The 22,828-nt window shown below is 55.4% G+C and carries 21 protein-coding genes; 12 read left to right on the plus strand and 9 right to left on the minus strand.

Features of this window, described 5'->3' with window-relative positions:
* Positions 1-54 precede the first annotated feature (54 nt).
* Both B9K09_RS05250 and B9K09_RS05255 read left to right on the plus strand, forming a co-directional pair.
* Positions 55-1,443 (plus strand): aldehyde dehydrogenase family protein, encoded by a 1,389-nt coding sequence (locus tag B9K09_RS05250; protein ID WP_087515831.1) that lies wholly within the window; start codon positions 55-57, stop codon positions 1,441-1,443.
* Positions 1,444-1,450: 7 nt separating this feature from the next.
* Positions 1,451-2,620 carry an iron-containing alcohol dehydrogenase gene (locus B9K09_RS05255; protein ID WP_087515832.1) on the plus strand — a complete coding sequence of 390 codons (1,170 nt, stop codon included), beginning with the start codon at positions 1,451-1,453 and terminating at the stop codon, positions 2,618-2,620.
* A gap of 46 nt (positions 2,621-2,666) precedes the next feature.
* Here B9K09_RS05255 and B9K09_RS05260 read toward each other — a convergent pair whose 3' ends face one another.
* The 3 genes from B9K09_RS05260 to dksA all read right to left on the minus strand — a co-directional run bounded on the left by B9K09_RS05260 (position 2,667) and on the right by dksA (position 4,680).
* The gene (locus tag B9K09_RS05260; protein WP_087515833.1) at positions 2,667-3,200 is read right to left on the minus strand and encodes a hypothetical protein; all 534 of its coding nucleotides are present in this window, start codon (positions 3,198-3,200) and stop codon (positions 2,667-2,669) included.
* Positions 3,201-3,245: 45 nt separating this feature from the next.
* Positions 3,246-4,133: a tRNA glutamyl-Q(34) synthetase GluQRS gene (gene gluQRS / locus B9K09_RS05265; protein WP_087515834.1), complete on the minus strand. Its 888-nt coding sequence runs from the start codon at positions 4,131-4,133 to the stop codon at positions 3,246-3,248.
* A 103-nt stretch (positions 4,134-4,236) separates the two neighbouring features.
* Positions 4,237-4,680, minus strand: coding sequence for an RNA polymerase-binding protein DksA (gene dksA / locus B9K09_RS05270; protein ID WP_087515835.1), 444 nt, complete (start codon positions 4,678-4,680; stop codon positions 4,237-4,239).
* 382 nt (positions 4,681-5,062) lie between these two features.
* Between dksA and B9K09_RS05275 the strand changes: the two genes are divergently transcribed.
* Positions 5,063-6,244 carry a pyridoxal phosphate-dependent aminotransferase gene (locus tag B9K09_RS05275; RefSeq protein WP_087515836.1) on the plus strand — a complete coding sequence of 394 codons (1,182 nt, stop codon included), beginning with the start codon at positions 5,063-5,065 and terminating at the stop codon, positions 6,242-6,244.
* Positions 6,234-6,941 carry a DNA/RNA nuclease SfsA gene (gene sfsA, locus B9K09_RS05280; protein ID WP_087515837.1) on the plus strand — a complete coding sequence of 236 codons (708 nt, stop codon included), beginning with the start codon at positions 6,234-6,236 and terminating at the stop codon, positions 6,939-6,941. Before B9K09_RS05275 ends, sfsA begins: the two co-directional genes overlap by 11 nt.
* 13 nt (positions 6,942-6,954) lie before the next feature.
* Here the strand turns inward: sfsA and B9K09_RS05285 are convergent, their stop codons facing one another.
* Both B9K09_RS05285 and B9K09_RS05290 read right to left on the minus strand, forming a co-directional pair.
* A complete protein-coding gene (locus tag B9K09_RS05285) occupies positions 6,955-7,278 on the minus strand; it encodes a Rieske (2Fe-2S) protein (RefSeq protein WP_087515838.1) in 324 nt (107 codons plus the stop codon).
* A 284-nt stretch (positions 7,279-7,562) separates the two neighbouring features.
* Positions 7,563-9,872 carry a TonB-dependent hemoglobin/transferrin/lactoferrin family receptor gene (locus B9K09_RS05290; protein WP_087515839.1) on the minus strand — a complete coding sequence of 770 codons (2,310 nt, stop codon included), beginning with the start codon at positions 9,870-9,872 and terminating at the stop codon, positions 7,563-7,565.
* Positions 9,873-10,068: 196 nt separating this feature from the next.
* Here B9K09_RS05290 and B9K09_RS05295 point away from each other — a divergent pair, with 196 nt between their 5' ends.
* From B9K09_RS05295 to B9K09_RS05315, 5 genes are all read left to right on the plus strand, one after another.
* A complete protein-coding gene (locus B9K09_RS05295) occupies positions 10,069-11,133 on the plus strand; it encodes a hemin-degrading factor (RefSeq protein ID WP_087515840.1) in 1,065 nt (354 codons plus the stop codon).
* Positions 11,134-11,214: 81 nt separating this feature from the next.
* Positions 11,215-12,111 (plus strand): hemin ABC transporter substrate-binding protein, encoded by an 897-nt coding sequence (locus tag B9K09_RS05300; protein WP_371917448.1) that lies wholly within the window; start codon positions 11,215-11,217, stop codon positions 12,109-12,111.
* A complete protein-coding gene (locus B9K09_RS05305; protein WP_087515842.1) occupies positions 12,108-13,139 on the plus strand; it encodes an iron ABC transporter permease in 1,032 nt (343 codons plus the stop codon). The genes B9K09_RS05300 and B9K09_RS05305 overlap by 4 nt, the downstream gene beginning before the upstream one ends.
* Complete coding sequence (locus B9K09_RS05310) at positions 13,139-13,906, plus strand: heme ABC transporter ATP-binding protein (RefSeq protein ID WP_087515843.1); 768 nt, start codon at positions 13,139-13,141, stop codon at positions 13,904-13,906. Before B9K09_RS05305 ends, B9K09_RS05310 begins: the two co-directional genes overlap by 1 nt.
* Before the next feature lie 8 nt (positions 13,907-13,914).
* Entirely contained in the window at positions 13,915-14,799 is an 885-nt protein-coding gene (locus B9K09_RS05315) for a ChaN family lipoprotein (protein ID WP_087518993.1), read from the plus strand.
* Between the two features lie 815 nt (positions 14,800-15,614).
* Here B9K09_RS05315 and B9K09_RS05320 read toward each other — a convergent pair.
* The 3 genes from B9K09_RS05320 to B9K09_RS05330 form a co-directional block, all read right to left on the minus strand.
* Positions 15,615-16,415: a Crp/Fnr family transcriptional regulator gene (locus B9K09_RS05320; protein WP_087515844.1), complete on the minus strand. Its 801-nt coding sequence runs from the start codon at positions 16,413-16,415 to the stop codon at positions 15,615-15,617.
* Positions 16,416-16,520: 105 nt separating this feature from the next.
* Positions 16,521-16,793, minus strand: coding sequence for a TfoX/Sxy family protein (locus B9K09_RS05325; RefSeq protein WP_087515845.1), 273 nt, complete (start codon positions 16,791-16,793; stop codon positions 16,521-16,523).
* Positions 16,794-17,081: 288 nt separating this feature from the next.
* Positions 17,082-18,644 carry a bifunctional aminoglycoside phosphotransferase/ATP-binding protein gene (locus tag B9K09_RS05330; protein WP_087515846.1) on the minus strand — a complete coding sequence of 521 codons (1,563 nt, stop codon included), beginning with the start codon at positions 18,642-18,644 and terminating at the stop codon, positions 17,082-17,084.
* 119 nt (positions 18,645-18,763) lie between these two features.
* Between B9K09_RS05330 and mrcB the strand changes: the two genes are divergently transcribed.
* From mrcB to B9K09_RS05345, 3 genes are read left to right on the plus strand one after another with little or no spacing between them, the layout of a single operon-like run.
* Positions 18,764-21,082 carry a penicillin-binding protein 1B gene (gene mrcB, locus B9K09_RS05335; protein WP_087515847.1) on the plus strand — a complete coding sequence of 773 codons (2,319 nt, stop codon included), beginning with the start codon at positions 18,764-18,766 and terminating at the stop codon, positions 21,080-21,082.
* A 16-nt stretch (positions 21,083-21,098) separates the two neighbouring features.
* On the plus strand, positions 21,099-21,800 hold the full coding sequence (locus tag B9K09_RS05340; RefSeq protein WP_087515848.1) for a M48 family metallopeptidase: 702 nt from the start codon (positions 21,099-21,101) through the stop codon (positions 21,798-21,800).
* Positions 21,800-22,129, plus strand: a complete 330-nt coding sequence (locus B9K09_RS05345; protein ID WP_087515849.1) for a YqcC family protein — start codon at positions 21,800-21,802, stop codon at positions 22,127-22,129. Before B9K09_RS05340 ends, B9K09_RS05345 begins: the two co-directional genes overlap by 1 nt.
* A 39-nt stretch (positions 22,130-22,168) precedes the next feature.
* Here the strand turns inward: B9K09_RS05345 and B9K09_RS05350 are convergent, their stop codons facing one another.
* On the minus strand, positions 22,169-22,609 hold the full coding sequence (locus B9K09_RS05350; RefSeq protein ID WP_087515850.1) for a DUF4124 domain-containing protein: 441 nt from the start codon (positions 22,607-22,609) through the stop codon (positions 22,169-22,171).
* Between the last annotated feature and the right edge of the window lie 219 nt (positions 22,610-22,828).

The raw sequence follows: 22,828 nt of genomic DNA on the forward strand, positions 1-22,828 counted from the left end.
ACTGCTTACCCTTGCTCCAAGATGGCAAGGTTTGGTGAATGTTTGGAGTGTTTTATGACTACCTTGAAATGTATTTCACCCATTGATGGCTCGGTTTATGTTGAGCGGAAATTGGCAACCACCCCCGAAATTGAAAGCGCGCTGGCGGACGCGGAAAAAGCCCAGCATCAGTGGAAGCAAACGCCCTTGAGCGAGCGCATTGCCATTGCGCGCAAAGCGATTGAGGCCTTCAGCGCTAAAGAAGGCCTGCTGGCGCAAGAGTTGTGCTGGATGATGGGCCGTCCAATTCGTTACGCCGCTGGTGAGATCAAAGGCTTTGTTGAGCGTGCAAGCTACATGGCCGATATTGCCGAGCAGGCACTGGCTGATATTCAGTTGCCTGAAAAAACTGGATTCACACGATTTATCCGCCGTGAGCCGCTCGGTGTCGCGTTGGTCATTGCCCCTTGGAATTACCCTTACCTCACCGCAGTGAATGCGGTGTTACCGGCGTTATTGGCCGGTAATACGGTATTGCTTAAACATTCTGCACAGACGCCGCTGTGTTCTGAACGCATGGTGGCGGCGTTCCATGAGGCCGGGCTGCCCAAAGGGGTTTTCCAATATTTGCACCTTAGCCATGAAGACACCGAAAAACTGATACAGGCACCTGCCGTGCAGCACGTGGCGTTTACCGGCTCGGTGCCGGGCGGGGCGATGGTTGAGCGCGCTGCTGCCGGACGCTTCATCAGCACCGGTCTGGAGCTTGGCGGCAAAGACCCCGCTTATGTGCGCGCCGATGCTGATTTGACCTATGCGGTCGAAACCACCATCGACGGGGCCTTTTTCAACTCAGGGCAATCCTGTTGCGGGATTGAGCGCATTTATGTGCATGAGTCGCTGTATGAGGACTTCGTCAAACAAGCGGTGGAGTTGGTCAACAATTACAAGTTGGGCCGTTCGGATGATCCGGAAACCACCTTGGGGCCGTTGGTAAAACCGCAGGCGGCCGATTTTGTCCGTGGGCAGATTGAAGAGGCGACGCGGCAGGGCGCTACTGCGCACATTGACCCCACCGACTTCGCCATGGATCAACGCGGCACTGCTTATATGGCGCCGCAACTGCTGACCGATGTTGATCACCGCATGCGGGTGATGACCGAGGAATCATTTGGTCCGGTGGTGGGCGTGCAGAAGGTTAGAGACGATGAGGAAGCCCTGACCCTGATGAACGACAGTGAGTTTGGCTTGACCGCGGCAATTTTTAGTCGCGATATAGAAGCGGCAATGGCGCTGGCTGATCAAGTCGAGGCGGGCACTGTATTTCTCAACCGCTGTGATTATCTCGACCCAGCGCTGGCTTGGACTGGTGTGAAGAACTCCGGGCGAGGCTGCACCTTGTCGAGTGTCGGCTTCGAGCACCTGACCCGAGCAAAATCCTTTCACTTCAAAACCGAATTGTGAGGTCGATATGAGTCTTGATCAGTACCGGATGAATTGGAATTACCCGACCGCGATGCGCGTCGGTGTCGGGCGTATTGCCGAGTTGGCGCAGGCGTGCAGCAGCCTGGGTATGCACGCGCCGTTAATCGTGACGGATCCCGGCCTTGCTGCGTTGCCGATGATTGAGGCAGCGCGGGCGCAGTGCCGAGATGGCGGGCTGAAAGTTGGCGTGTTCTCGGCGATAAAGGGTAATCCGACCGGTGATAACGTCGTGGCTGGCGTCGCCGCTTTCAAAGCGGGTGAGCACGACGGGGTGATCGCTTTCGGTGGCGGCTCAGCATTGGATGCTGGCAAGGCCATCGCCCTGATGGTTGGGCAAGATCGCCCACTTTGGGACTTCGAAGACATTGGCGACAACTGCAACCGAGTGAATGTTGCAGGCATGGCGCCGGTGGTTGCGGTACCGACGACGGCCGGCACCGGCAGCGAAGTCGGGCGTGCTTCGGTGATCACTGATTCTGCTGCGCATATCAAGCGCATTATCTTCCATGCGCGCATGCTCCCGGCTGTGGTGATTCTCGACCCCGAATTAACCCTCGGCTTGCCCGCCAGAATTACTGCCGCCACGGGCATGGATGCGCTGTCGCACAATCTGGAGGCTTATTGCTCGCCGCTGTTTCACCCAATGGCTGAAGGTATTGCGCTTGAAGGGATGCGCATGGTCCAGCAATTTTTACCGCGAGCGGTTGCGCATGGCGATGATGTAGAGGCGCGTCTGCAAATGTTGGTGGCATCAAGCATGGGCGCGACTGCATTTCAGCGTGGGTTGGGTGCCATGCATGCGTTGGCACATCCACTAGGCGCCTTGTATGACGCGCACCATGGCTTACTCAACGCAGTGCTGATGCCGTATGTGCTGCAAGCTAACAAGGCCCAGATTGCGTCACAGATGGAGAAGCTGGCGCGCTATCTGAATTTGCCGGATGTGGGTTTCAACGGTGTTCTTGACTGGGTGTTGGCGCTGCGTGAGGAGGTGGGAATTCCGCACAGCTTGGCCGAGATTGGCATCGATGATACGCAGATCGAGCGTGTCGGTACTATGGCCCAGGTTGATGCCTCAGCAGGCACTAACCCGATTGCGTTCAGCGCGGCGCAGTACAGCCAGTTATTCCTCCGGGCGCTGGACGGCAAGCTTTAGCTGTCTAGCTATACGGCTGCGCCGACTCAGGTCGGCGCAGAACTGCTCATTCCTCAGTTTGTGCGGCTTTCAGTGCTTCATAGGCAGGTGCTGCGTAAATACCTGCTTCAACCGCCAACGCCATGACGCGTTCAAGGTCGGTGCTGTAAACCAGCACGGCCTGCAGTTCGTCATCCAGCGGCTCGCTTAAATCAACCAGCACATAACCCTTGGTTTCCGGGCTCAGGCTGCTGAGTTGTACCTGGATACGATTAAGCGCTTTTAGCGGCTCAACTTTCACCAACTGCTTAGGTTTTAGTACAAAGCTGACCTGCGGCCCGAACGAGTCGACAATTTGCTGGAACAGCGCGTCATAACTGTCAGCCTGAAACAGCACGGTTTCCGGCAGACTGCCGACCACCACCCACTCGCCCAACGGGATAGGGAAGCTGTCGTCATAATTGATATCCGGGTTGGCGGCTAAGAACGCTTGCGGATCGGCATAGGCTTGCGCGGCTTCATCGGCAATTTTGGCCACTTCTTCAGGGAGCATACAGCCCGAGCTAATTTTACTGATCAATTCTTCGAGCTGGGCTTTCATTTGACATCCTGTGTGTGGGAAGTGAGTAAGAAGGTCGGAAGCTGTTTAGGGAAGCTCGGCTTCAGCCAATGTTAGTTTGCGCGGTATCAAGTTGCTGTCCCAGTGTTGGGTCGCCCATTTGAGTAGCTCCTGAGGCCGCGAGTCGGCCGCATCAGCCGGGGTCGCTTGGCCCAAGGCGCGCAGGGCACGTAGCAGTTGTGCAGTTGCCTGCTCAGCCTTTAACGGCGGTGAGCGGTAGGACTTACCCAGTTTATGGCCATCAGGCTGAACAATCAGCGGCAAGTGCAAGTAGCGAGGTTGAGCGAGGCCCAGCAGTTCTTGTAGATACAGCTGGCGCGGCGTTGAGTCGAGTAAGTCTGCACCACGCACCACATCGGTAATGCCTTGCCACGCATCATCAAGCACCACTGCAAGCTGGTATGCATACAAACCATCGCGGCGACGAATCACCATGTCACCGACTTCCTGGCCGAGGTGCTGGCGAAACTCACCCTGCACACGATCAGTAAAGTCATAAATGAGTTCGGGCACACGCACGCGTATTGCCGCGTTGTCGAGCGGCTTGCCGAGGTTGCGACAAAATCCTGGGTAAATCCCGTTGTAAGCTTCCAGTTGCTTGCGTGAGCAGGTACAGGCGTAGGCCAGACCTTGACTGAACAGTTGTTGTAACACGTGCTCATAGTGCTCATGGCGCTCGCTTTGACGCACCAGTTCGTCATCCCACTCAAAACCATAGCTCTCCAGCGAAGCCATGATCGCTGTCTGTGCCCCGGGCATTTCACGCGGTGGGTCGAGATCTTCCATGCGTACCAGCCAGCGTCCACCGACCGCGCGCGCGTCGAGATACGAGGCAAGGGCTGCGACGAGAGAGCCGAAGTGTAGGTAACCGCTGGGCGTGGGGGCGAAACGCCCGATGTAGGCAGAATTATTCATGCTAACGAGCCAGGTTTAGACAAGCTAATGCATGCGACTGTGCGCGATAGAAACGGCACAGGATAGAAACAAAACGGGGCGCCTTAGCGCCCCGTTTTTCAGATCAGGAACCGACCTGTTTTTCTTTGATTTCCGCCAGCGTTTTGCAGTCAATGCAAAGCGTTGCGGTTGGGCGGGCTTCAAGGCGGCGGATGCCGATCTCAACGCCGCACGACTCACACCAGCCGTAATCTTCGTCTTCGATTAACTGCAGGGTTTCGTCAATCTTCTTGATTAACTTACGCTCACGATCGCGGGCGCGCAGTTCCAGGCTGAACTCTTCTTCCTGGCTTGCACGATCTGCTGGATCAGGAAAGTTGGCTGCCTCGTCCTGCATGTGATGCACTGTACGATCGACTTCTTGCATCAACTCCAGCTTCCACTTGTTGAGGATGCCGGTGAAGTGCGCACGCATAGGCTCACCCATGTACTCTTCACCCTTAGCCTCTTGGTAGGGTTCGAAGCCACGAATCAGTTGACCGCTTTTTGCTTTTGCTTTGGTGGGCATGGATGACCGCCTCTCACTTTCTCAATTCTACTGCGCAGGATGATATCCCTTGGCCGATTTCGGTCGGCCCTGCGGCTGCAAGCGGGCGAACTTACCAGATCAATACCCATCGCGCTACTCCCGGTTGTCTAGCATATTGCGGTTTTGAGTAGTGGAACGGCTTATATGCACCTGTTTTTATTGATAATCCAACTCTGCGTCAGCAGTAAAAGCCTGTATTAGATGGCTTCTGGCTATTTTCGGTGCCTGTTTAAATAAGTTGGTAATAAACAGCAGATTTACATGATTTTATTTCGTTGAAGACGTTTAAAGCTGAGTTCGCTGCCGTTTTAACGGCTGGTTGGTTAGAATCCACCGTTTGTTTACTTGCCAAGGCAGTCCCATGGCCCAGCCCTACAGTGCACGCAGCCGCGCGATCGAACCGTTCCACGTGATGGCGCTGTTGGCCCGCGCAAATCAGTTACAAGCGGAGGGTCACGATGTTATTCATCTTGAAATCGGCGAGCCGGACTTCACCACGGCCGCGCCGATAGTCGCTGCCGGGCAGGCCGCCTTGGCGGCGGGACATACTCGCTACACCCCGGCACGCGGGATACCGCAATTGCGTGAAGCGATTTCGGCTTTTTATGCCCAGCGTTATCGGCTGAATATTGATCCGCAGCGGATTCTGATTACCCCGGGCGGGTCCGGCGCATTGCTGCTGACCAGTAGTTTGTTGGTTGACCCAGGCAAGCACTGGTTATTGGCTGATCCTGGATATCCCTGTAATCGTCATTTTTTGCGCTTGATCGAAGGGGCTGCGCAACTGGTTCCAGTCGGTCCTGATGTGCGTTATCAACTGACGCCCGAGCTGGTGGCGCGGCACTGGGATAGCTCCAGTGTCGGCGCTTTGGTTGCATCACCGGCTAACCCGACTGGAACTATCTTGCAGCGTGAAGAGCTGGCGGGTTTATCGCAGGCCGTTAAGCAGCGCGGCGGCCATTTAGTGGTGGATGAGATTTATCATGGCCTGACTTACGGTGTTGAGGCGGCCAGTGTGCTTGAGGTCGATGATGACGCCTTCGTACTCAACAGTTTCTCCAAGTACTTCGGTATGACCGGTTGGCGTCTGGGGTGGATGGTCGCGCCTGAAGCGGCTGTGCCTGAGCTTGAGAAGTTGGCGCAGAATCTCTACATCAGTGCGCCAAGCATGGCTCAACATGCTGCGCTGGCCTGTTTTGAGCCAGCAACTATTGAGATTCTTGAGCAGCGTCGTGAGCAGTTTGCCAAGCGGCGCGATTTCTTGCTGCCAGCGTTGCGAGAGTTGGGCTTTAAAATTGCGGTTGAGCCGGAAGGCGCCTTCTATCTATATGCAGATATCTCGGCTTTCGGCGGCGACGCTTTTGCCTTTTGTGAGCACTTTCTTGAAAACGAGCACATCGCATTCACTCCGGGTTTGGATTTTGGCCGTTATCAGGCCGCGCAGCATGTGCGTTTTGCCTACACGCAAAGTTTGCCGCGCTTACAGGAAGCGGTCGAGCGTATTGCCCGTGGCCTGAAAAGCTGGAGTGCACATGCAGTTTGATCCACCACTGGAAGAAGGACGCTTGCTACGCCGCTATAAGCGCTTTTTAGCGGATATTGAAACCAGCAGCGGCGAATTGTTGACGATCCACTGTGCCAACACCGGCTCAATGCTTAATTGCATGAGTGAGGGCGCGCGGGTCTGGTTTAGCCGTTCCAATGACCCGAAGCGCAAGTTGCCGGGCAGTTGGGAAATAGGCGAGACCCCGCATGGGCGCCTGGCCTGCATCAACACTGGGCGAGCGAATGCCTTGGTTGAAGAAGCGCTTAATGCTGGGGTGATCAGCGAGCTGAACGGCTTTACTGCACTCAAGCGCGAAGTGCCTTACGGGCAGGAGCGCAGTCGGATTGATTTTCGGCTTGAATACCCTTCAGGCTTTGCCTTTGTCGAAGTCAAAAGCGTCACCTTGGGCTTTGCCGATACTGATGTCGCGGCATTCCCCGATGCGCGTACCGAGCGCGGTGCCAAGCACCTGCGCGAATTGGCGGCTCTGGCCAGAGACGGCGTGCGCGCCGTGCAGCTTTATTGCGTGAACCTGTCTGGGGTCACGGCGGTGCGCGCGGCCAGTGAGATTGATCCGGCTTATGCTGCGGCCTTGCTTGAGGCCAAACAGGCAGGCGTTGAAGTATTGGCCTACGGTGTGGATATCAGCCCTGCTGGAATTCGTGTCGCGCGACGCTTGGCCCTGATGCTTTAAAGGCTCATGCAGGCTATGCGGTGATGTCGACCCAGATTCCCTGAGCGTCTTCCTTGCAGTCCAGGGCATCCAGAAATTGACCTGCGCATGGCCCGGCGACGCACTCGCCAGAGTCGATAAGGAACAAGGCACCGTGGGTGGCGCATTGGATCAAGCTGGCGCTGCTGTCGAGAAATTGGTTGGGCTGCCATTCCAGTGGGACGCCGCGATGTGGGCAACTGTTGTGGTAGGCAAATACCCGAGCGTCTTTACGCACGATCAGCAACTTTCGCTCGGCGACTTCAAAGCCCAGGCTCTGGCTTTCTGCAAGCGCCTCGCTGGCGCATAGATATATCATCAGGCTCTCCACAATTAGTTCGCATTATCGCGTAACTGGGGGCAAGCAAGATAGAGTGCGCATCCCTGCACAATTTTCAAACTCCAGTAGGGCGGGTAACGCTTTTCTATCCACCATTTTTGCGGCCGTAAACAGGACGCTCAAGTTGGGCGTTTCTGTATCGTGTCCTGGTGGACAAGCTTCGCGTTGTCACACCCTACCGACGGCGCTTTAGTTGCTCGATAATTAAGTTGCGCCGGGTAGGGTGGATAACGCTTTTCTATCCACCATTTCTCAGTGGTTCATTAGTACTGCCAAGAGGCTGACACCCGCACACTACGCCCGACTTCGCTGTAGTAATCGTCAGGCTGGACGAGCGCACCATCCGGAACGTTCAACGCATTCCAGTACTTCTTGTCGAGGATGTTGAAGACGCCTGCTTGCAGCTTGACCCCATCCAATGCCCCAGGCAGCCAGTAAGCGGTCATGTCGACTACACCGTAGCCGGGGGCTTTAAAGTCGGCGTCTGTTTCGACCTTGTCCCGAGCGCTGGCGGCGGTCAGCATCAAGTCACTGCCAAAACGCTCATGCTCGTAGCTCAGGCCAATTGTGCTGGTCAGTGGCGCTACCGAGTTCAGGTATTGATCGGTCTTGCGATCTTTACCACGTGCCCAGGCCACAGCACCCCAAAGTTTCCAGTCTTGGGCAAAGCCCCAGTGAGCGGTCGCTTCGGCGCCGTAGATGCGGACTTTGTCGCGGTTTTCAGTGCGCGTTACCCCGAATGGATAATCCGTAGCATCGAGTCCGAGTTCGGCGATTTGCTGGCTGTCGAGGGTGACGCCTTCATCAATGAAGTTCTTGTAGTGATTGTCGAACAGGCTCAGCGAGCCGCCTAATTGGCGGTTGCCAAACTGCCCGCCGACCTCATAACCGTTACTTTCTTCTGGCTTGAGATCCGGGTTGCCGACGCGCAGGTAAGTGCCTGAGGCGCCGTAGTTCATGTACAACTCAGTTGCGTCAGGTGCTTTAAAGCCTTGTGCCCATTGTGCGTAAAGCAGTGCTTGCTCGGCTACTTGCCAGGTTGCCAACAAGCTTGCGGACAGTTTGCTGTCGTCGCTGTCAGTGAGTGAGGCATTGTTGTTGGGGTTAACGTTGTTGGCGTAGTCGCCGCCTGCATCGGGTTCAACTTTATACGCGTCGTAGCGCAGGCCGGGAGTCAGTTTGAATACGCCGTCAGCAAAGCTGATTTCGTCTGCGGCGTACACAGCCCATTGGCGGCCTTTGGCTTCAGGGCTGTCGGCTTGATTGGTGTGCAGGAAGTCGCAAGTGCTTGGGCCCATGTAAACGGGTGAGCCTGGCGAGGGTGTAATCAGGTTCGCGGGGCAATTGTCCTGACCTTTTGAGGCTTGCTGGGTCTCGATCCAGTACAACTCACCGCCCAAACTGAAATCGTGGTCCAAGCCTGCCAGTTGCTGCTTTTTGCCGACCTCGCCGGTGAAGCCGTAAAGGTTTTTTTCGATACGGTTATTGCGCTGGAAAACTCCGCTTGGGTATTTGTACGGGTTTTCCGGCACGCCAAACATCTGGAATACAAAGTCCGGAATACCTGCGCGTGAGTCGAGTGCACGCACGGCGTCTTGATCATCTTCGCGCTCGATTTTTTGCCAGTAGGTGATCGCATGCGCGCGATCGAACCAGCCTTCGCTATCTTCTGCTTTGAAGTCATAGTCGAGCGATAGTCGTTGGCGTTTAGTGTCTTCCTGGGTGCTGTTTTCGCCAGCGAGGTACGTAGTGCCTTGGCCTGTGCGAGTGTCGATGTCATTTTCGCGTTTGAAATATTCGGCGGTAAACCCTAGCTGGTGCCCACCGTCGAAGCCTTGTTGCAACTTGAACAGGGTGTTGTGGCGGTCGACATCTGCAGGGTTGGCTTCGGTACGCTGCGTGCCCAGGAGATTGTCATTGCCCGATGTTTCGAGTTCATCACCTTGGCGTTTCCCCGCTTGCAACAACCACTTGGTGTTGTTGTAACGTCCAGCCAGTGCAGCATTGAGCCCCCAACTGTTATCTGCACTGTCGTAATCAGATTTGACCAGCGTGGCAAAATACTTGCCTTCGCGCAGCAGGTCATCCGGATTGAGGGTGAATAACTGCACCGCACCGCCGAGTGCCCCGGAACCCGCCTGGCTGGAGTTCGCGCCCCGAACGATATCCACCGCCGACAGACTGTTGAAATCAATTGCATCCAAGCCGCCTTGAGCACCGCCGGTTGGCCCCTGACTCCTTGCACCATCGGTCATCCAAGGCACGCGAATACCGTCGATGGTCGTCAACACGCGGTCACGATCAAGCCCACGAATATTGATGCTTTCATTGCTGCGATTGAAATTTACCCCGGGTTCCGAACGCCGCCCAAGGTCATCAAAGCTACGGATGAAGCGCTTGTCTAACTCTTCAGCATCGGTGCGGGTTGTGGTCGGCAACGGTGTCTGGATTGGCGCTCCGGTGACTTCCGTGTCGGCGAGTTGAGCCGGTTCCGTTGCCGCAAGGCTCAAGGACGGGCTGAGCAACATGAGCGCGAGGTATGAGCGCAAGGGGAAGGGGGCATTGGCAAACATGAAAACTCCTGAATGGTGTGTTGGGCAGCTTCTGTGAGTGCTTGTTGGAATTTGCGCAAACAGTAATGAGATTGATATGCTAATGCAAATGATTATCAAATCAATTTAGCGAATAAAAATACCCATCGTCCTTTGTTGCTGTGCACGTCAGCGCTGCAGCAGTGGAATAACCGTCAAGTCAGGAGTCCGATCAGCTATGAGCAATCTCAATCCGGTGCAAGCCAGTGATCTGTACCAAAAGTGGCAGCAACTCCGCGGTGCTCAGTCACGGCTACGCGCGCGTGATGCTGCGGTGCATTTGAGCGTTAGCGAGGCCGAACTGGTTGCCAGTCGGCTCGCGGTAGATACCGTGCGTTTACGGCCTGAGTGGGAAGCGTTGCTTCCTGCGCTGGGCGAGTTGGGCTACGTGATGGCGTTGACTCGCAACGAGCATTGCGTGCATGAGCGCAAGGGTATTTATCGCGACGTTACCGTGAGTGCTGGCGGGAAAATGGGCTTGGTGGTCTCGGCAGATATTGACCTGCGTTTGTTTCTTGGCGGTTGGGGCAGTGTATTTGCCATCAGCGAGCAAACCGACAAGGGCATTCAGCGCAGTATTCAGGTGTTCGATCATCAAGGCATGGCCGTGCACAAGGTATTCTTGACGGATACCAGTGATTTAGCGGCCTGGGAGCCATTGGTTGAGCGGTTCCGTGCTCCACAGCAATCTACCGAGTTGCAACTGCAAGCGCCTCCAGAGCGTCAGGCGGTTAAGCCCGACAGCGAGATAAACCAGCATACGTTGCGCCAAGGCTGGTCTGAACTCAAAGACACCCATCACTTTTTTGCCTTGCTGAAAAAGCACGGTGCGGGGCGTACTCAAGCGCTGCGTCTTGCCGGTAAGGAGTGGGCCGAACCCTTGGACCCGTCTGAGTTGACCCGCGCCATGGAGCAGGCGGGGGAGCGGGACATCGCTATTATGGTGTTCGTCGGCAATCGTCACTGTATCCAGATTCATACGGGCCCGGTGCGCAAGCTGCGTTGGATGGACACATGGTTCAATGTGCTCGATCCAGAATTCAATCTGCACCTGAAAACCCCGGGCATCACTGAGCTGTGGCGGGTACGTAAACCGAGTAATGACGGCGTTATCACCAGTCTTGAGGCGTTTGATGCTGATGGCGAATTGGTGATCCAACTCTTTGGTGCGCGCAAGCCTGGTATTCCAGAACTCAGAACATGGCGCGAGCTGGTCGAGTCGCTGCCGGTAGTAGCGCCGTAGCGGCTACTGTTTTATCGCGCTGGCGCTAACGCAAGTATGCGCTAGCGCCGTTACCGGATTGTTGTCATGGAGTTTATGAATATGGGGATTGGCGGATTTATTGTAAGCATCGCGGCGGGTTTGATGTTCTGGACCATCGCCCAGGCCGAACCGCTGCCGCAGCGCTGGGTCAGTGCGGGTGGCTCCATTAGTGAGTGGGTGGTCGAGCTGGGTGGCGAGTCAAAACTGGTCGGCGTCGACACCACCAGCCAGCATCCCGCTGCGCTGCGTGAGTTGCCCAGTATTGGTTATCAGCGTCAGCTTGCCGCCGAAGGCATTCTCGCGCTGCGGCCTGATGTTATGCTCGGCAGCGATGAAATGGGACCCCCGCCAGTGCTAAGCCAATTGCAGGCAGCGGGGGTCAATATTGAGCGTTTGTCGGTCAGCCCGCAGCTATCCGCATTGCACGCGAGCTTGCAGCGCATTGGTCAATTGCTGGGTGATCCGCCGCGTGCCACGCAGGTGTTTGACGCCTATGAACAGCGCTTGCAGCATCAGCAGCAATGGGTTGAGCGCGCACAGGTAAATCAAGCGGCGCCGAAAGTTTTATTGTTGCTGGGGCATACAGGTGGCAGCCCCATGGCTGGCGGGGTGGAAACTTCGGCAGACTGGTTGATCAAGCAAGCGGGTGGTGTGAATCTGGCGAGTCACAGCGGTTATAAGGCGTTATCGAGTGAGGCGCTGATCGGGCTTGATCCGCAGGTGATCGTGATCGCTGATCGCAGCCTTGAGGGCGAATCAGCCAAACAAGCATTGCTTGAACAAAACCCGGCACTGGCGGCGACTCGGGCCGCTCGTGAGGGGCGCCTGATTAGCCTTGACCCAACGTTGTTGGTGGGTGGTTTGGGGCCGCGTTTACTTGATGGACTGGCGGCCTTGTCCGCAGCCTTTTATCCTGAGAGCCAACCTTTGACCGCTGACGCCAAGTTGATGCCATGAATTTAGTTGTCCAACCACGCTCACTGCTGATTGCACTGGGTGTGTTGCTGGTGTGTGCATTCGGCTTGTCTTTGGCATTGGGGCCGGTGAGCCTGTCCCTCGCTGATACTGCGAAGGCGTTACTTCATCTGCTGGGTTTGCCTGTGACGGGTGCTGAGCAAGCGCAATTAATCATTGAGCGAATCCGCATGCCGCGCAGCCTGTTAGGTGCTGCAGTTGGCGCCGTATTGGCGCTGTGCGGGGTGGCGATGCAAGGTCTGTTTCGCAATCCACTGGCTGATCCCGGCTTGGTCGGTGTGTCGAGCGGCGCGGCTTTAGGCGCAGCGGTGGCGATTGTCGGCGGGGCGATGTTCGGCGGAATACCTGCGGCGATTTCCCCCTATCTATTGTCGGTTTGTGCATTTGCTGGCGGCTTGGTGGTAACGGCGGTGGTGTATCGGCTAGGTCGCCGCGACGGTGTCACCAATGTCGGCACCATGTTGTTGGCGGGTATCGCCTTGACCGCACTGGCGGGTGCTGCAATTGGCTTGTTCACCTACTTGGCGGATGATGCAACCTTGCGCACCCTGACATTCTGGAACCTTGGCAGCCTGAATGGCGCCAGTTACCCACGACTCTGGCCATTGCTGCTGGTCACCGTTGCTGTAGGTTTATGGTTGCCGCGTCGGGCCAGCGCCTTAAATGCACTATTGCTTGGCGAGTCTGAGGCGCGGCATTTAGGTATTGATGTCGAGCGGGTCAAGCGTGAGTTGGTGTTCTGCACCGCGCTGGGTGTTGGTGCTGCCGTTGCGGCTGCGGGGATGATTGGTTTTATTGGCTTGGTCGTCCCACACGTCGTTCGGTTGCTGGCAGGGCCGGACCATCGTTTGTTGCTGCCAGCTTCGGCGTTGGCGGGGGCTAGCTTGTTGCTCTTCGCTGATCTGTTCGCGCGCTTGTTGCTGGCGCCTGCCGAACTGCCTATCGGTATTGTTACCGCGTTGATCGGTGCGCCGTTCTTTCTCTATTTATTGGTACGAGGGCGCGCCTGATGTTGCGAGCCGAAAATATAGCGGTCAAACGTGGCCCTTGCACCGTGTTATCCGGGATTACCTTGCAGCTGCAACCGGGCCAGGTGCTGGGTGTGTTGGGGCCCAATGGCGCGGGCAAAAGCACTTTGCTCGGTGCTTTAAGTGGTGAGCTTGAAACCGCCGACGGTGAGGTTTACCTCGATCAACAGCGCTTAGCGGATTGGTCCGGCACTGAGCGTGCACAGCGTTTAGCCGTGCTGCCGCAAAGCTCGACGCTGAACTTTGGCTTTCTAGTTGAAGAGGTCGTGGCGATGGGCCGTTTGCCGCACGCCAGTGGTGCCGCGTGTGACGCTGACATTATCAAACACGCCTTGACCGCTGCGGATGCTATGCACTTGGCGGGTCGCAGCTATTTGGCGTTGTCCGGCGGTGAACGTCAGCGTGTGCATTTGGCGCGTGTGCTGGCGCAATTATGGCCGGGCAGCGAAGGGCAAACCCTGTTGCTGGATGAACCCACCTCGATGTTGGATCCACTCCATCAACACACCACATTACAGGCCACTCGCACCTTTGCTGAGGGCGGCGCGGCGGTGATGGTGATTTTGCATGACCTTAATCTGGCTGCGCGTTATTGCGATCAGTTGCTACTGCTTGATCGCGGGAAGGCCTGTTTGCTCGGCAGTCCGGCAGAGGTGCTCCACGCTGAGCCGCTGCGTGAGGTGTTTGGTCTTGAGGTGTTGATTCAGCAACATCCTGAGCGGGGGCATCCGCTGGTAATTGCACGATAAGGATGGGTATGCGCCAAGCAATATTTCTACTTCTGGTTCTGCTGGCGGGGTGTCAGGCTGCATTGCCGACGCTGCCTGAATGGCAAAGCCCACAAGGGCGAGATGCTAGCAACCTTGGCCTGATCGAGGATTTGCGCAGCGGCGAAATACTGACTCCTGCTGAGTTGGTCGAACGATTGTCTGCTGCAAACCAAGTGCTGGTGGGCGAGCAGCACGATAATCCCGATCATCATGCTTTAGAGCTGTGGTTATTGCGGGCAATGGCCAGTCAGCGTGAGCAGGGTAGCGTACTGTTGGAAATGCTCACTAGCAGCCAGCAAAGCGCAGTCGATCACGCACAAAAGGCCTTGCGGGCAGGCCAGCCAGTTGCAGACTTAACTCAGCAACTGGACTGGCAAGAGGGGTGGGATTGGTCGATGTATGGGCCGATTGTGCGTTATGCGCTAGCGCAGCCGGCGAGTGTGCTTTCGGCGAATCTTGATCGCACGGATATGATGCAGATCTACCGCAAACAGCCTGCTCTGAATGGGCCTGCATCAACCTCTAAGGCCGTGCGTGAACCTTTGCTTGAGCAAATCCGTGAATCGCATTGCGGCTTGCTTCCCGACAGCCAAATGCCAGCCATGCTGGCGGTACAGCAGCAGCGTGACCGGCGCATGGCTGAGCGCTTGCAACAGGCGAAGAAACCTGCGGTATTGCTGGCGGGAGCCTTTCACGTGCGCCGCGACGTAGGCGTGCCTGTGCATCTGCGTGACCTGGGCAATACAGTGACCAATGCCGTACTGATTCTCAGTGAAGTGGGCAAACCGGTGAGCGCTGAACAAGCGGATTACGTCTGGTATACCGCCGCGGTCGAAGATAAGGATTATTGTGCTGAAATGCGCAAGCGCTAGAGATAGGCATCCACCAACTCCTAGCAACTAACTCACACATCCCCAACGCACAATGGTGGGTAAAAAAGCGTTACCCACCCTACAGCGAATTATCCAGTCTTCAAACGTAGGGTGTGACAACGCGAAGCTTGTCCACCAAAGTCCGGCAACTAATCCAAATTCCGCAACGCCTAATGGTCGATGAGCAGGCGCCAGGTATTCGTGCAAACGGGTGGTGGGTAAAAAAGCGTTACCCACCCTACAGCGAATTATCCAGGCTTCAAACGTAGGGTGTGACAACGCGAAGCTTGTCCACCAAGCAATCACTTTCCAGGTTACGCCCCGTGTGATGACTCAATGCCTGGCTTGAAGCGGGAGCTTTTGTTCAGGCAAAAAAAGACCCGGCAAAAATGCCGGGTCAATAACCGTGATTAGCCTGATGAGGAGATAATCTGAAGAGTCCGACTGAAGGTCTCTTGAGGTTATCAGCTGATCTCGCGACCAGATGATTGAATAATAACAATTCTCATTATCATGTCAACAGTCTAAGGAAATTAATTGTGGAAGCCTTTTCGCAGGCAAAAAAAGACCCGGCAAAAGTGCCGGGTCAATAACCGTGATTAGCCTGATGAGGAGATAATCCGAAGAGTCCGACTGAAGGTCTCTAGAGAATATCGGCTGATCTCGCGATCAGTTGAGTTAATAATAACAATTCTCATTATCATGTCAACCGTCGTTTGAAAGTTTTTCCTGGTGGCCGTTGTTAGCTGTTTTCAGGCGCAAAAAAGCCGGTAGTTAACCGGCTTTTTATTCGTGCGCAGATTGGCTGCGTATAGCTACTTCGTCTCGTTGCTCAAGCGTAGCTGGGTGACCTCTTTGTTGAGTAGGTCGATGCGCCGTGCCATGTTTTCTATCAGGCTGTGAGCTATGCGCGGGTTGCTGTGCATCAGGCTAAGGAACTGATCTTTGGGGATCAGCATGACGGTGCAAGCTTCTGAGGCGATAACCGTGGCGCTGCGTGGTTCGCGGGTGAAGACAGCCATGGCACCGAAGATTTCATCTTTCTGCACGTCACCGACTTTATGCCCGTCGACGAATGCCTCGGCATGGCCTTCGATAATCACGAATACGTGCTCGGCATCGTCGCCTTGGTGAATCAGCTCTTCACCTGCGGCAAAATGCTGGAAGCCGGTAGAGGGGCGAATGTCTGGTTGCTTCAGGCGTACCAGTGCGTCTGACAACAAAGCGGTGTGGCCGATCAGGTATTGAATCAGCAGCTCTTGACGGTTCTGGTCGGCATAGATGTGATTGAACGCATCAGTGCGTGAATAGGGGATCAAGCTCAGTGGCTCATCGCAACTGTAGCGACAGCTGGGCAAATCAAGGCCCTGACGCAACCCGAGTAAGTCGCCTTCTTGCAAGTAGAACAGCGGGCGTTCATCTACCAGTGCATGCAGCAAGCCATTTTCAATGATAAACAGGCTGTTGTCGGGCAGGCATGCATTTAGGTCATCATTTTGATCTACATGAATGATCTCGCCTGAGGGGGCTAAACCTTCCAGCATTTGACTGGGTATATTCTGCAGTCGGTTAATCAGCTGGTCGGCGTAAGCGGGTTGCTCCCCGAGTAGATACATAATGTGATTCCTTGAACTGGCTTGGCAGACATAAACGCACGAACATCCCTCCGACAATATGCCGGGCTGCTGTTTTGGTAAATCACTCTTGACTAAGGTTGTGAGCTAGCTCTTATTGCGTGAGCTTCCTGCGTCAAGTTGGCCGTTTAATTCGGCCTTATGTGCTTCCGGCAGCTCGTTCCAGTAAACATCCAGCAGTGCCCCCTCAATCGAGTAAAGCAACACTTTTGATGCTCTGAAACCGCGTGCCTTTACCGCTCGATAGGCGCTCACTGCCCCGAGCCTACGCAGATCATTTGCGCTGTGGATGCCCGCCGCATGCAGCCATTGGGCGGATGTTTTCCCCAAGTTCTTCAAGTGTTGCAGCTCGTCGTTCATTGAGCCTCCATGGCGCCGCGAAAGTGCGGTTTGAGCAATCACTTTTGAATACCTGAACAAAAGTGTAGCGGCCTAATGAAAAAGTGTGGCGAATTGATATCTCTGGCTCTTTGTCTGAGCGCAATTCAAGTCTGCAGGCTTTAAATTTCAGGCGCCCGAGAGGGGGAAGTGGAGGCAAGAGTGAAGGTCAAAGAGGATAGTTGGAGCTGTTGCCTGCGTTTGCTCCACGGCAGCTCTATAAAGTGGTGTAGCGGGGCAGATTGCCTGCCCCGCGCTTATCGCGAGCGGTTAAAGGCCCGGCAAACGTTGACGGATCCGCGCAACCAGGCTGTCGAGGCTAGCGCTGTCGTTGGTTTCGATGCATTGCTCGTTAACCAGCTCAGTGCTTGTTAGTTTTTCGCGGTTGGCCAGTTGCGTCTCGATGACTTGCATCGTCGCATCTGATGGGTCTTGAGCTTCTTGCTGGCGCTGTTTGAGCCAGCCGGCAATGACCTCGGTCGGTGCGTTGCAGCTGAGAATCAAAAACGGCACGCCAGTTTCTTCGGCAATCTGCATTGCAGCATGGCGCTGTTCAAGCTTGAGGTAGGTTGCATCGACCACGACTGGGAAGCCGGCGTGCAGGGCTGCATCAGCAATTTCATGCAGGCGCTGGTAGGTCGCAATGCTGGAGTCCTGATCGTAGATGCCTTGGTTTTGCTGACCTTTATTGGCTTCCGTTTGTTCGCCAAACAGGCGCTTGCGTTCGACATCAGAGCGCAGGCGGATGGCCCCAAGCGCCTCAACCATGCGCATGGCGACCTGGCTTTTGCCAACCGCTGAGACACCGTGGGTGATAGCCAGAAAACGTGAAGGAATTGAGCTGTAACTTTCAGCCAGCGCTGCGTATTTGCGGTATTGCCGCAAAATAACTGCACGTTGCACCGCGCTTTGCTCCTGGCCCAGGCGGAACAGGCTGACTTTGCCGCGAACCATCGCTCGGTAGGCTTTATAGAAATTCAGCAATTGCAGTGATGCGTAATCGCCGGTGTGCTCCAACCAGTTGCTGACAAAACGTCGAGCAAGGCACTTGAGGCCACGGTCTTCAAGGTCCATGGCCAGAAAAGCAATATCAGAGGTGATGTCAGTCAGGCGAAACGGCTCGTTAAATTCAATGCAGTCAAACAGAGTGACCTTGCCGTCAAGCATGGTGATATTGCCAAGGTGGATGTCGCCGTGGCATTCACGAATAAAACCATCTGCCTTGCGCTGGGTCAGCAGTGGCTTGAGGCGTTCAAAGCTGGTTTCAGCCCAAGCCTGCAGAGCGTCGAGCTGCTGCAAGTCGGTCTTATCCGAGAGCATGGCGCGAGCCTGTTCAAAATTTTGTAGAACTGGGGCCATAACGGCTTCTGCAGTTCCCAGCTCATGTTCTTGTGGGACTTTTGGGGCGCTGATATGAAACTGAGCAATTTGCTTGGCTAGGGCATCTATGTGCGCTTCGTTGAGTTCGCCGCGAGCTTGTATTTCGCTGAGCATCTGCTCCTGCGGGAATTGACGCATTTTTAGCGCGTACTCAATTACTGGGCCGTCTTCAGATAGATTTGGCGCCTCGACGCTGCCGTTAATTGGTACCACTTGCAGGTACAAGCCCTCGGCCAGCCGTTGGTTAAGGCGTAGTTCTTCACCGCAGAAATGTTCACGGCCGCTCAATTCAGTGAAGTCGAGAAAACCAAAATTAACCGGTTTTTTGATCTTGTAGGCATACTCGCCAGTGAGCAATACCCAGGAAATGTGTGTCTCAATTACCTGGAAACTGTCGACCGGATGCGGGTACAAGGCCGGGTTTTGCAGGGCTTCAATCAGGGCTTGGCTCACGGATGATCCTTGGTTTTAAACAACAATATAGTGGCGCTCATTATGGCCTCTGAATGTCAGTCTGCAAACCGGCGGACGGCTCCTGCTTGCCGCCTGCAAAATGCGTATAATGCCGCGCCATGACTCGACCTAAATCTTCCCGTTCCCGTTCAAAACGTCGCTCACGCGGCACGCGTCCTTGGCTTGGCTGGGCTGTAAAGCTCGGCTTGGTTGGCTTAGTGGTGTTTGCAGGCTTTGCGGTTTATCTCGATGCAGTTGTCCAGGAGAAATTCTCCGGCAAGCGCTGGACTGTACCGGCAAAGGTCTACGCTAGACCTTTGGAGCTATTCGTCGGTGAAAAACTGGCGAAGAGTGATTTCCTTAAAGAGTTGGACGCGCTGGGCTATCGGCGTGAAAAAGCCGTCGACGGACCGGGTGGGGTTTCAGTCTCGGGTAACAATATTGAGCTGTATTCACGCGGCTTCCAGTTTTACGAAGGCGCCGAGCCTGCGCAGCATGTGCGTGTGCGCTTCTCGGGCGACTATGTGGCCGGGCTGTCTAAAGCTAACGGCGGCAAGCTGGCGGTTGCGCGTTTAGAACCCATGTTGATCGGTGGTTTGTATCCTGTGCATCAGGAAGACCGGGTGCTGATCAAGCTCGATCAAGTTCCGCCTTATCTGATTGAAACCCTGGTGGCGGTTGAGGATCGCGAGTTCTTCAATCACTTTGGCGTGTCGCCAAAATCAATCGCTCGGGCTGCCTGGGTCAATGCTTCATCTGGGCAGTTGCGCCAAGGTGGCAGTACCTTGACGCAGCAGTTGGTAAAAAACTTCTTCTTGACCAACGAGCGCAGCCTCACGCGTAAAGCGACTGAAGCGATGATGGCCGTGCTGTTGGAGCTGCATTACGAAAAGAAAGACATCCTTGAGGCGTATCTCAATGAGGTATTCCTCGGTCAGGACGGTAATCGTGCCGTACACGGCTTTGGGTTAGCCAGTCAGTACTTCTTCAGCCAGCCGCTGTCTGAGTTGCACCTGGAGCAGGTGGCACTGTTGGTCGGTATGGTTAAAGGGCCGACCTACTACAACCCGCGTCGCCATCCTGAGCGGGCTAAAACACGTCGCGATTTGATTCTTGATCTGCTGGCAGAGCAGGGCGTGGTAACGCCTGAACAAGCGGCTTCAGCCAAGGCCCGGCCATTGGGTGTGACGACACGTGGCAATATGGCGAATGGCTCGTTCCCGGCATTCCTTGATCTGGTTAAGCGTCAGCTGCGCCAGGATTATCGTGATGAGGATTTGACCGAAGAAGGTCTGCGTATCTTTACCAGTTTTGATCCGATCATGCAGATCAAGGCCGAGAACTCACTCAGTGAAACCCTCAAGCGCCTGTCGGGTCGCAAAGGGGTCGATAAAGTTGAAGCGGGCATGGTCGTCACCAACCCTGAAACTGGTGAGGTACAAGCGTTGCTGGGTGGGCGTCAGCGTAATTTTGCTGGTTTCAACCGAGCGATTGATGCTGTGCGACCAATCGGCTCCCTGGTTAAACCTGCTGTCTACCTGACTGCCTTGGAGCGTCCAAGCCAGTACACCTTGACCAGCTTTATCAAAGATGAACCGTTCTCGGTCAAAGGGCAGGATGGTCAGGTGTGGCGTCCGCAGAACTATGATCGCAAGGCCCACGGCACAATCTTTCTGTATCAGGGTTTGGTCAAGTCATACAACTTGGCGACTTCCAGGCTGGGCCTTGAACTGGGCGTGCCCAATGTGCTCAAAACGGTAGCGCGCTTAGGTGTTGAGCGTGAATGGCCAGCGTATCCATCAATGCTGCTGGGTGCGGGTTCGCTGAGTCCGATGGAAGTTGCGGGTATGTATCAGACGATCGCCAACGGCGGCTTTAATACGCCATTGCGTGGTATTCGTAGCGTGCTGACTGCAGAGGGTGAACCACTCAAGCGCTACCCATTCCAGATTCAGCAGCGTTTTGATGCCGGTTCTATCTACTTGCTACAAACCGCGATGCAGCGGGTGATGCGTGAAGGTACCGGGCGTTCGGTCTACAACCAATTGCCACGCTCGCTGAACCTGGCAGGTAAGACCGGCACCAGTAATGACTCACGTGACAGCTGGTTTGCAGGCTTCAGTCAGGACGTCTTGGCCGTGGTCTGGTTGGGGCGTGACGATAACGGCCCAACGCCTCTCACCGGTGCTACTGGTGCGTTGCAAGTGTGGACCAGTTTTATGGCGAAAGCCGATCCGCTACCGCTGGACATGCCGCAGCCAGATAACATTGTCCAAGCATGGATTGATGCGAAGACCGGCCAAGGCTCTGATTCCAGCTGCCCGAATGCAGTGCAGATGCCGTATATTCGTGGCAGCGAGCCGGTACCTGGCTCGGGATGTGGTATTCAGGAACCGGTTGACTCGGTCATAGACTGGGTCCGGGGCTGGATGAATTAAGGCAAGAGGGCGTAACGTGATTAAGTGGTTGATACCAGTAATAACAGCTTCGACAGTATTGGCGGGTTGCTCCAGCGTGCCAAACGGTTCGATTCCGGTCGTTGACTCCGGTGCGCCGGCCTCTGCCCATCGTATGGACCGCGTCGGTGGTGGCGCTGCGCCTACCAATACTCCGCAAGCCCAGCCGCAAGACTCCGGTGTTGTGGTGATGATACCGGGTGCTCCGGGTGGCTCAGGCAGCCAACCGTTAAGCACTTCGCCAATTACCACCGGACCAATCACCACCGACTCTGCGGTAACTAGCCCGAACTCAATGCCAGGTTCGCCGCAAGCGCCTGCCAACAATAGTGGTGGCTCTTCAGGTTCTTCAGGCGGCTTGTCTGCCGACGAGCAACTGGATGGCCCAGTGTTGGCGCTACTGACAACTGCCCAGCAGCAGCAAGGTGGTGGCGATTTGGATGGTGCGGCCTCAAGTCTTGAGCGTGCACAACGTATAGCGCCACGTGAACCGCAGGTACTTTATCGTCTAGCCGAGGTTCGCTTGGCTCAGGGTGATGCTGCGCAAGCGGAACAGTTTGCTCGCCGTGGTCTTAGCTATGCCAGTGGTCGTCCGCAGTTGCAGGCCAGTTTGTGGGACTTGGTTGCACAGGCTCGAGAGAAGCAAGGTGATTCCGCAGGCGCTGCTCAGGCACGTGAACGCGCCAAGGTCGCACTGTAATGGATGCACGTACACCTGAAATTGCTGAGCAACTGTTGTTGATCGAGCGCGAGTTGCGCATGCAGGGCTGGTGGAGTGAGCTGCCGCCAAGCGATAAAGCAATGGCCAGCCCTGAGCCTTTTTGCGTTGATAGCATGCCGCTGGAACAATGGTTACAGTGGATTTTCTTGCCGCGGATGAAGGTGATGCTGGAGCAGAACGCGCCCCTTCCAAGCGTCTCCGGTATTCAGCCGATGGCAGAGCAGGTTTATGGCGTGGGCAATGCTCAGGCACGCGAGCTGATTAAGCTACTCGGCGAGTTTGACGAGATACTTACTGGCGCGAACTGAGTCGCGCCGAGAGTTGCCTCAGGTCGAAAGCTGCCAGCCTTACTGGCAGTTCTCGCTGATTGCTTTCTTCGTTTCCTCAATGCGTTTTTGACGCTCTTCTTCGCTGATCCTCCGGACTTCTCCGTCGATCTCAACGCGAACACGTGGATTATTCTCTATTTGCGCAAGGCTGGTCCGCACATCCGTGCAGTATTGCTTGCGTTCGGCTTCTTTGGCGGCGACCTCACGCTTAACCTTCTTGTCGATTTCAGCTTGCTCTGGGTCGGCAATGTCATCAAAGGTTGGTGCAGGTTCTTCTACCGCAGGCACGCCTGATGGTGTTGGCACTGCCGTGTTGATTTCGGTGCTTTGCTGACCTTGTGGCGGTTGGGCGCCAAAATGGGTCACCCCTTGTGCGTCAACCCACTTGTAGACCTGACTTGCCATCGCTGTAGTGCTGAATGCGAGTAACAGACTGGTGGTGAGAATCAAACGGCGCATGCTGTTTCCTTAGTGAGTGCTGCGAAGCCTAAGATTACTATAATCAATAACGCTAGATCGTCATCCTGCACCAGGTTGTAGCAGAAGATTGTCGATTCATGCACAGATTACTTGACTTAAAGGCCTCTAATCCCAACAATCCAACGTTCGCTGTAGTGGAGTCGGCCGCAAGCAGGCTTTAGCTCAGTAGAGATGAGGTGCACACCCGCGCCGACCTTG

Origin of the sequence: Pseudomonas sp. M30-35, from assembly GCF_002163625.1 — a bacterium.
In the GTDB taxonomy this organism is placed as follows: Bacteria; Pseudomonadota; Gammaproteobacteria; order Pseudomonadales; family Pseudomonadaceae; genus Aquipseudomonas.

Excerpts from the sequence above, each read along its gene's own strand:
- B9K09_RS05250 (WP_087515831.1), top strand. The coding sequence starts at position 55 with ATGACTACCTTGAAATGTATTTCACCCATTGATGGCTCGGTTTATGTT.
- B9K09_RS05255 (WP_087515832.1), top strand. The coding sequence starts at position 1,451 with ATGAGTCTTGATCAGTACCGGATGAATTGGAATTACCCGACCGCGATG.
- B9K09_RS05260 (WP_087515833.1), bottom strand. The coding sequence starts at position 3,200 with ATGAAAGCCCAGCTCGAAGAATTGATCAGTAAAATTAGCTCGGGCTGT.
- gluQRS (WP_087515834.1), bottom strand. The coding sequence starts at position 4,133 with ATGAATAATTCTGCCTACATCGGGCGTTTCGCCCCCACGCCCAGCGGT.
- dksA (WP_087515835.1), bottom strand. The coding sequence starts at position 4,680 with ATGCCCACCAAAGCAAAAGCAAAAAGCGGTCAACTGATTCGTGGCTTC.
- B9K09_RS05275 (WP_087515836.1), top strand. The coding sequence starts at position 5,063 with ATGGCCCAGCCCTACAGTGCACGCAGCCGCGCGATCGAACCGTTCCAC.
- sfsA (WP_087515837.1), top strand. The coding sequence starts at position 6,234 with ATGCAGTTTGATCCACCACTGGAAGAAGGACGCTTGCTACGCCGCTAT.
- B9K09_RS05285 (WP_087515838.1), bottom strand. The coding sequence starts at position 7,278 with ATGATATATCTATGCGCCAGCGAGGCGCTTGCAGAAAGCCAGAGCCTG.
- B9K09_RS05290 (WP_087515839.1), bottom strand. The coding sequence starts at position 9,872 with ATGTTTGCCAATGCCCCCTTCCCCTTGCGCTCATACCTCGCGCTCATG.
- B9K09_RS05295 (WP_087515840.1), top strand. The coding sequence starts at position 10,069 with ATGAGCAATCTCAATCCGGTGCAAGCCAGTGATCTGTACCAAAAGTGG.
- B9K09_RS05300 (WP_371917448.1), top strand. The coding sequence starts at position 11,215 with ATGGGGATTGGCGGATTTATTGTAAGCATCGCGGCGGGTTTGATGTTC.
- B9K09_RS05305 (WP_087515842.1), top strand. The coding sequence starts at position 12,108 with ATGAATTTAGTTGTCCAACCACGCTCACTGCTGATTGCACTGGGTGTG.
- B9K09_RS05310 (WP_087515843.1), top strand. The coding sequence starts at position 13,139 with ATGTTGCGAGCCGAAAATATAGCGGTCAAACGTGGCCCTTGCACCGTG.
- B9K09_RS05315 (WP_087518993.1), top strand. The coding sequence starts at position 13,915 with ATGCGCCAAGCAATATTTCTACTTCTGGTTCTGCTGGCGGGGTGTCAG.
- B9K09_RS05320 (WP_087515844.1), bottom strand. The coding sequence starts at position 16,415 with ATGTATCTACTCGGGGAGCAACCCGCTTACGCCGACCAGCTGATTAAC.
- B9K09_RS05325 (WP_087515845.1), bottom strand. The coding sequence starts at position 16,793 with ATGAACGACGAGCTGCAACACTTGAAGAACTTGGGGAAAACATCCGCC.
- mrcB (WP_087515847.1), top strand. The coding sequence starts at position 18,764 with ATGACTCGACCTAAATCTTCCCGTTCCCGTTCAAAACGTCGCTCACGC.
- B9K09_RS05345 (WP_087515849.1), top strand. The coding sequence starts at position 21,800 with ATGGATGCACGTACACCTGAAATTGCTGAGCAACTGTTGTTGATCGAG.
- B9K09_RS05350 (WP_087515850.1), bottom strand. The coding sequence starts at position 22,609 with ATGCGCCGTTTGATTCTCACCACCAGTCTGTTACTCGCATTCAGCACT.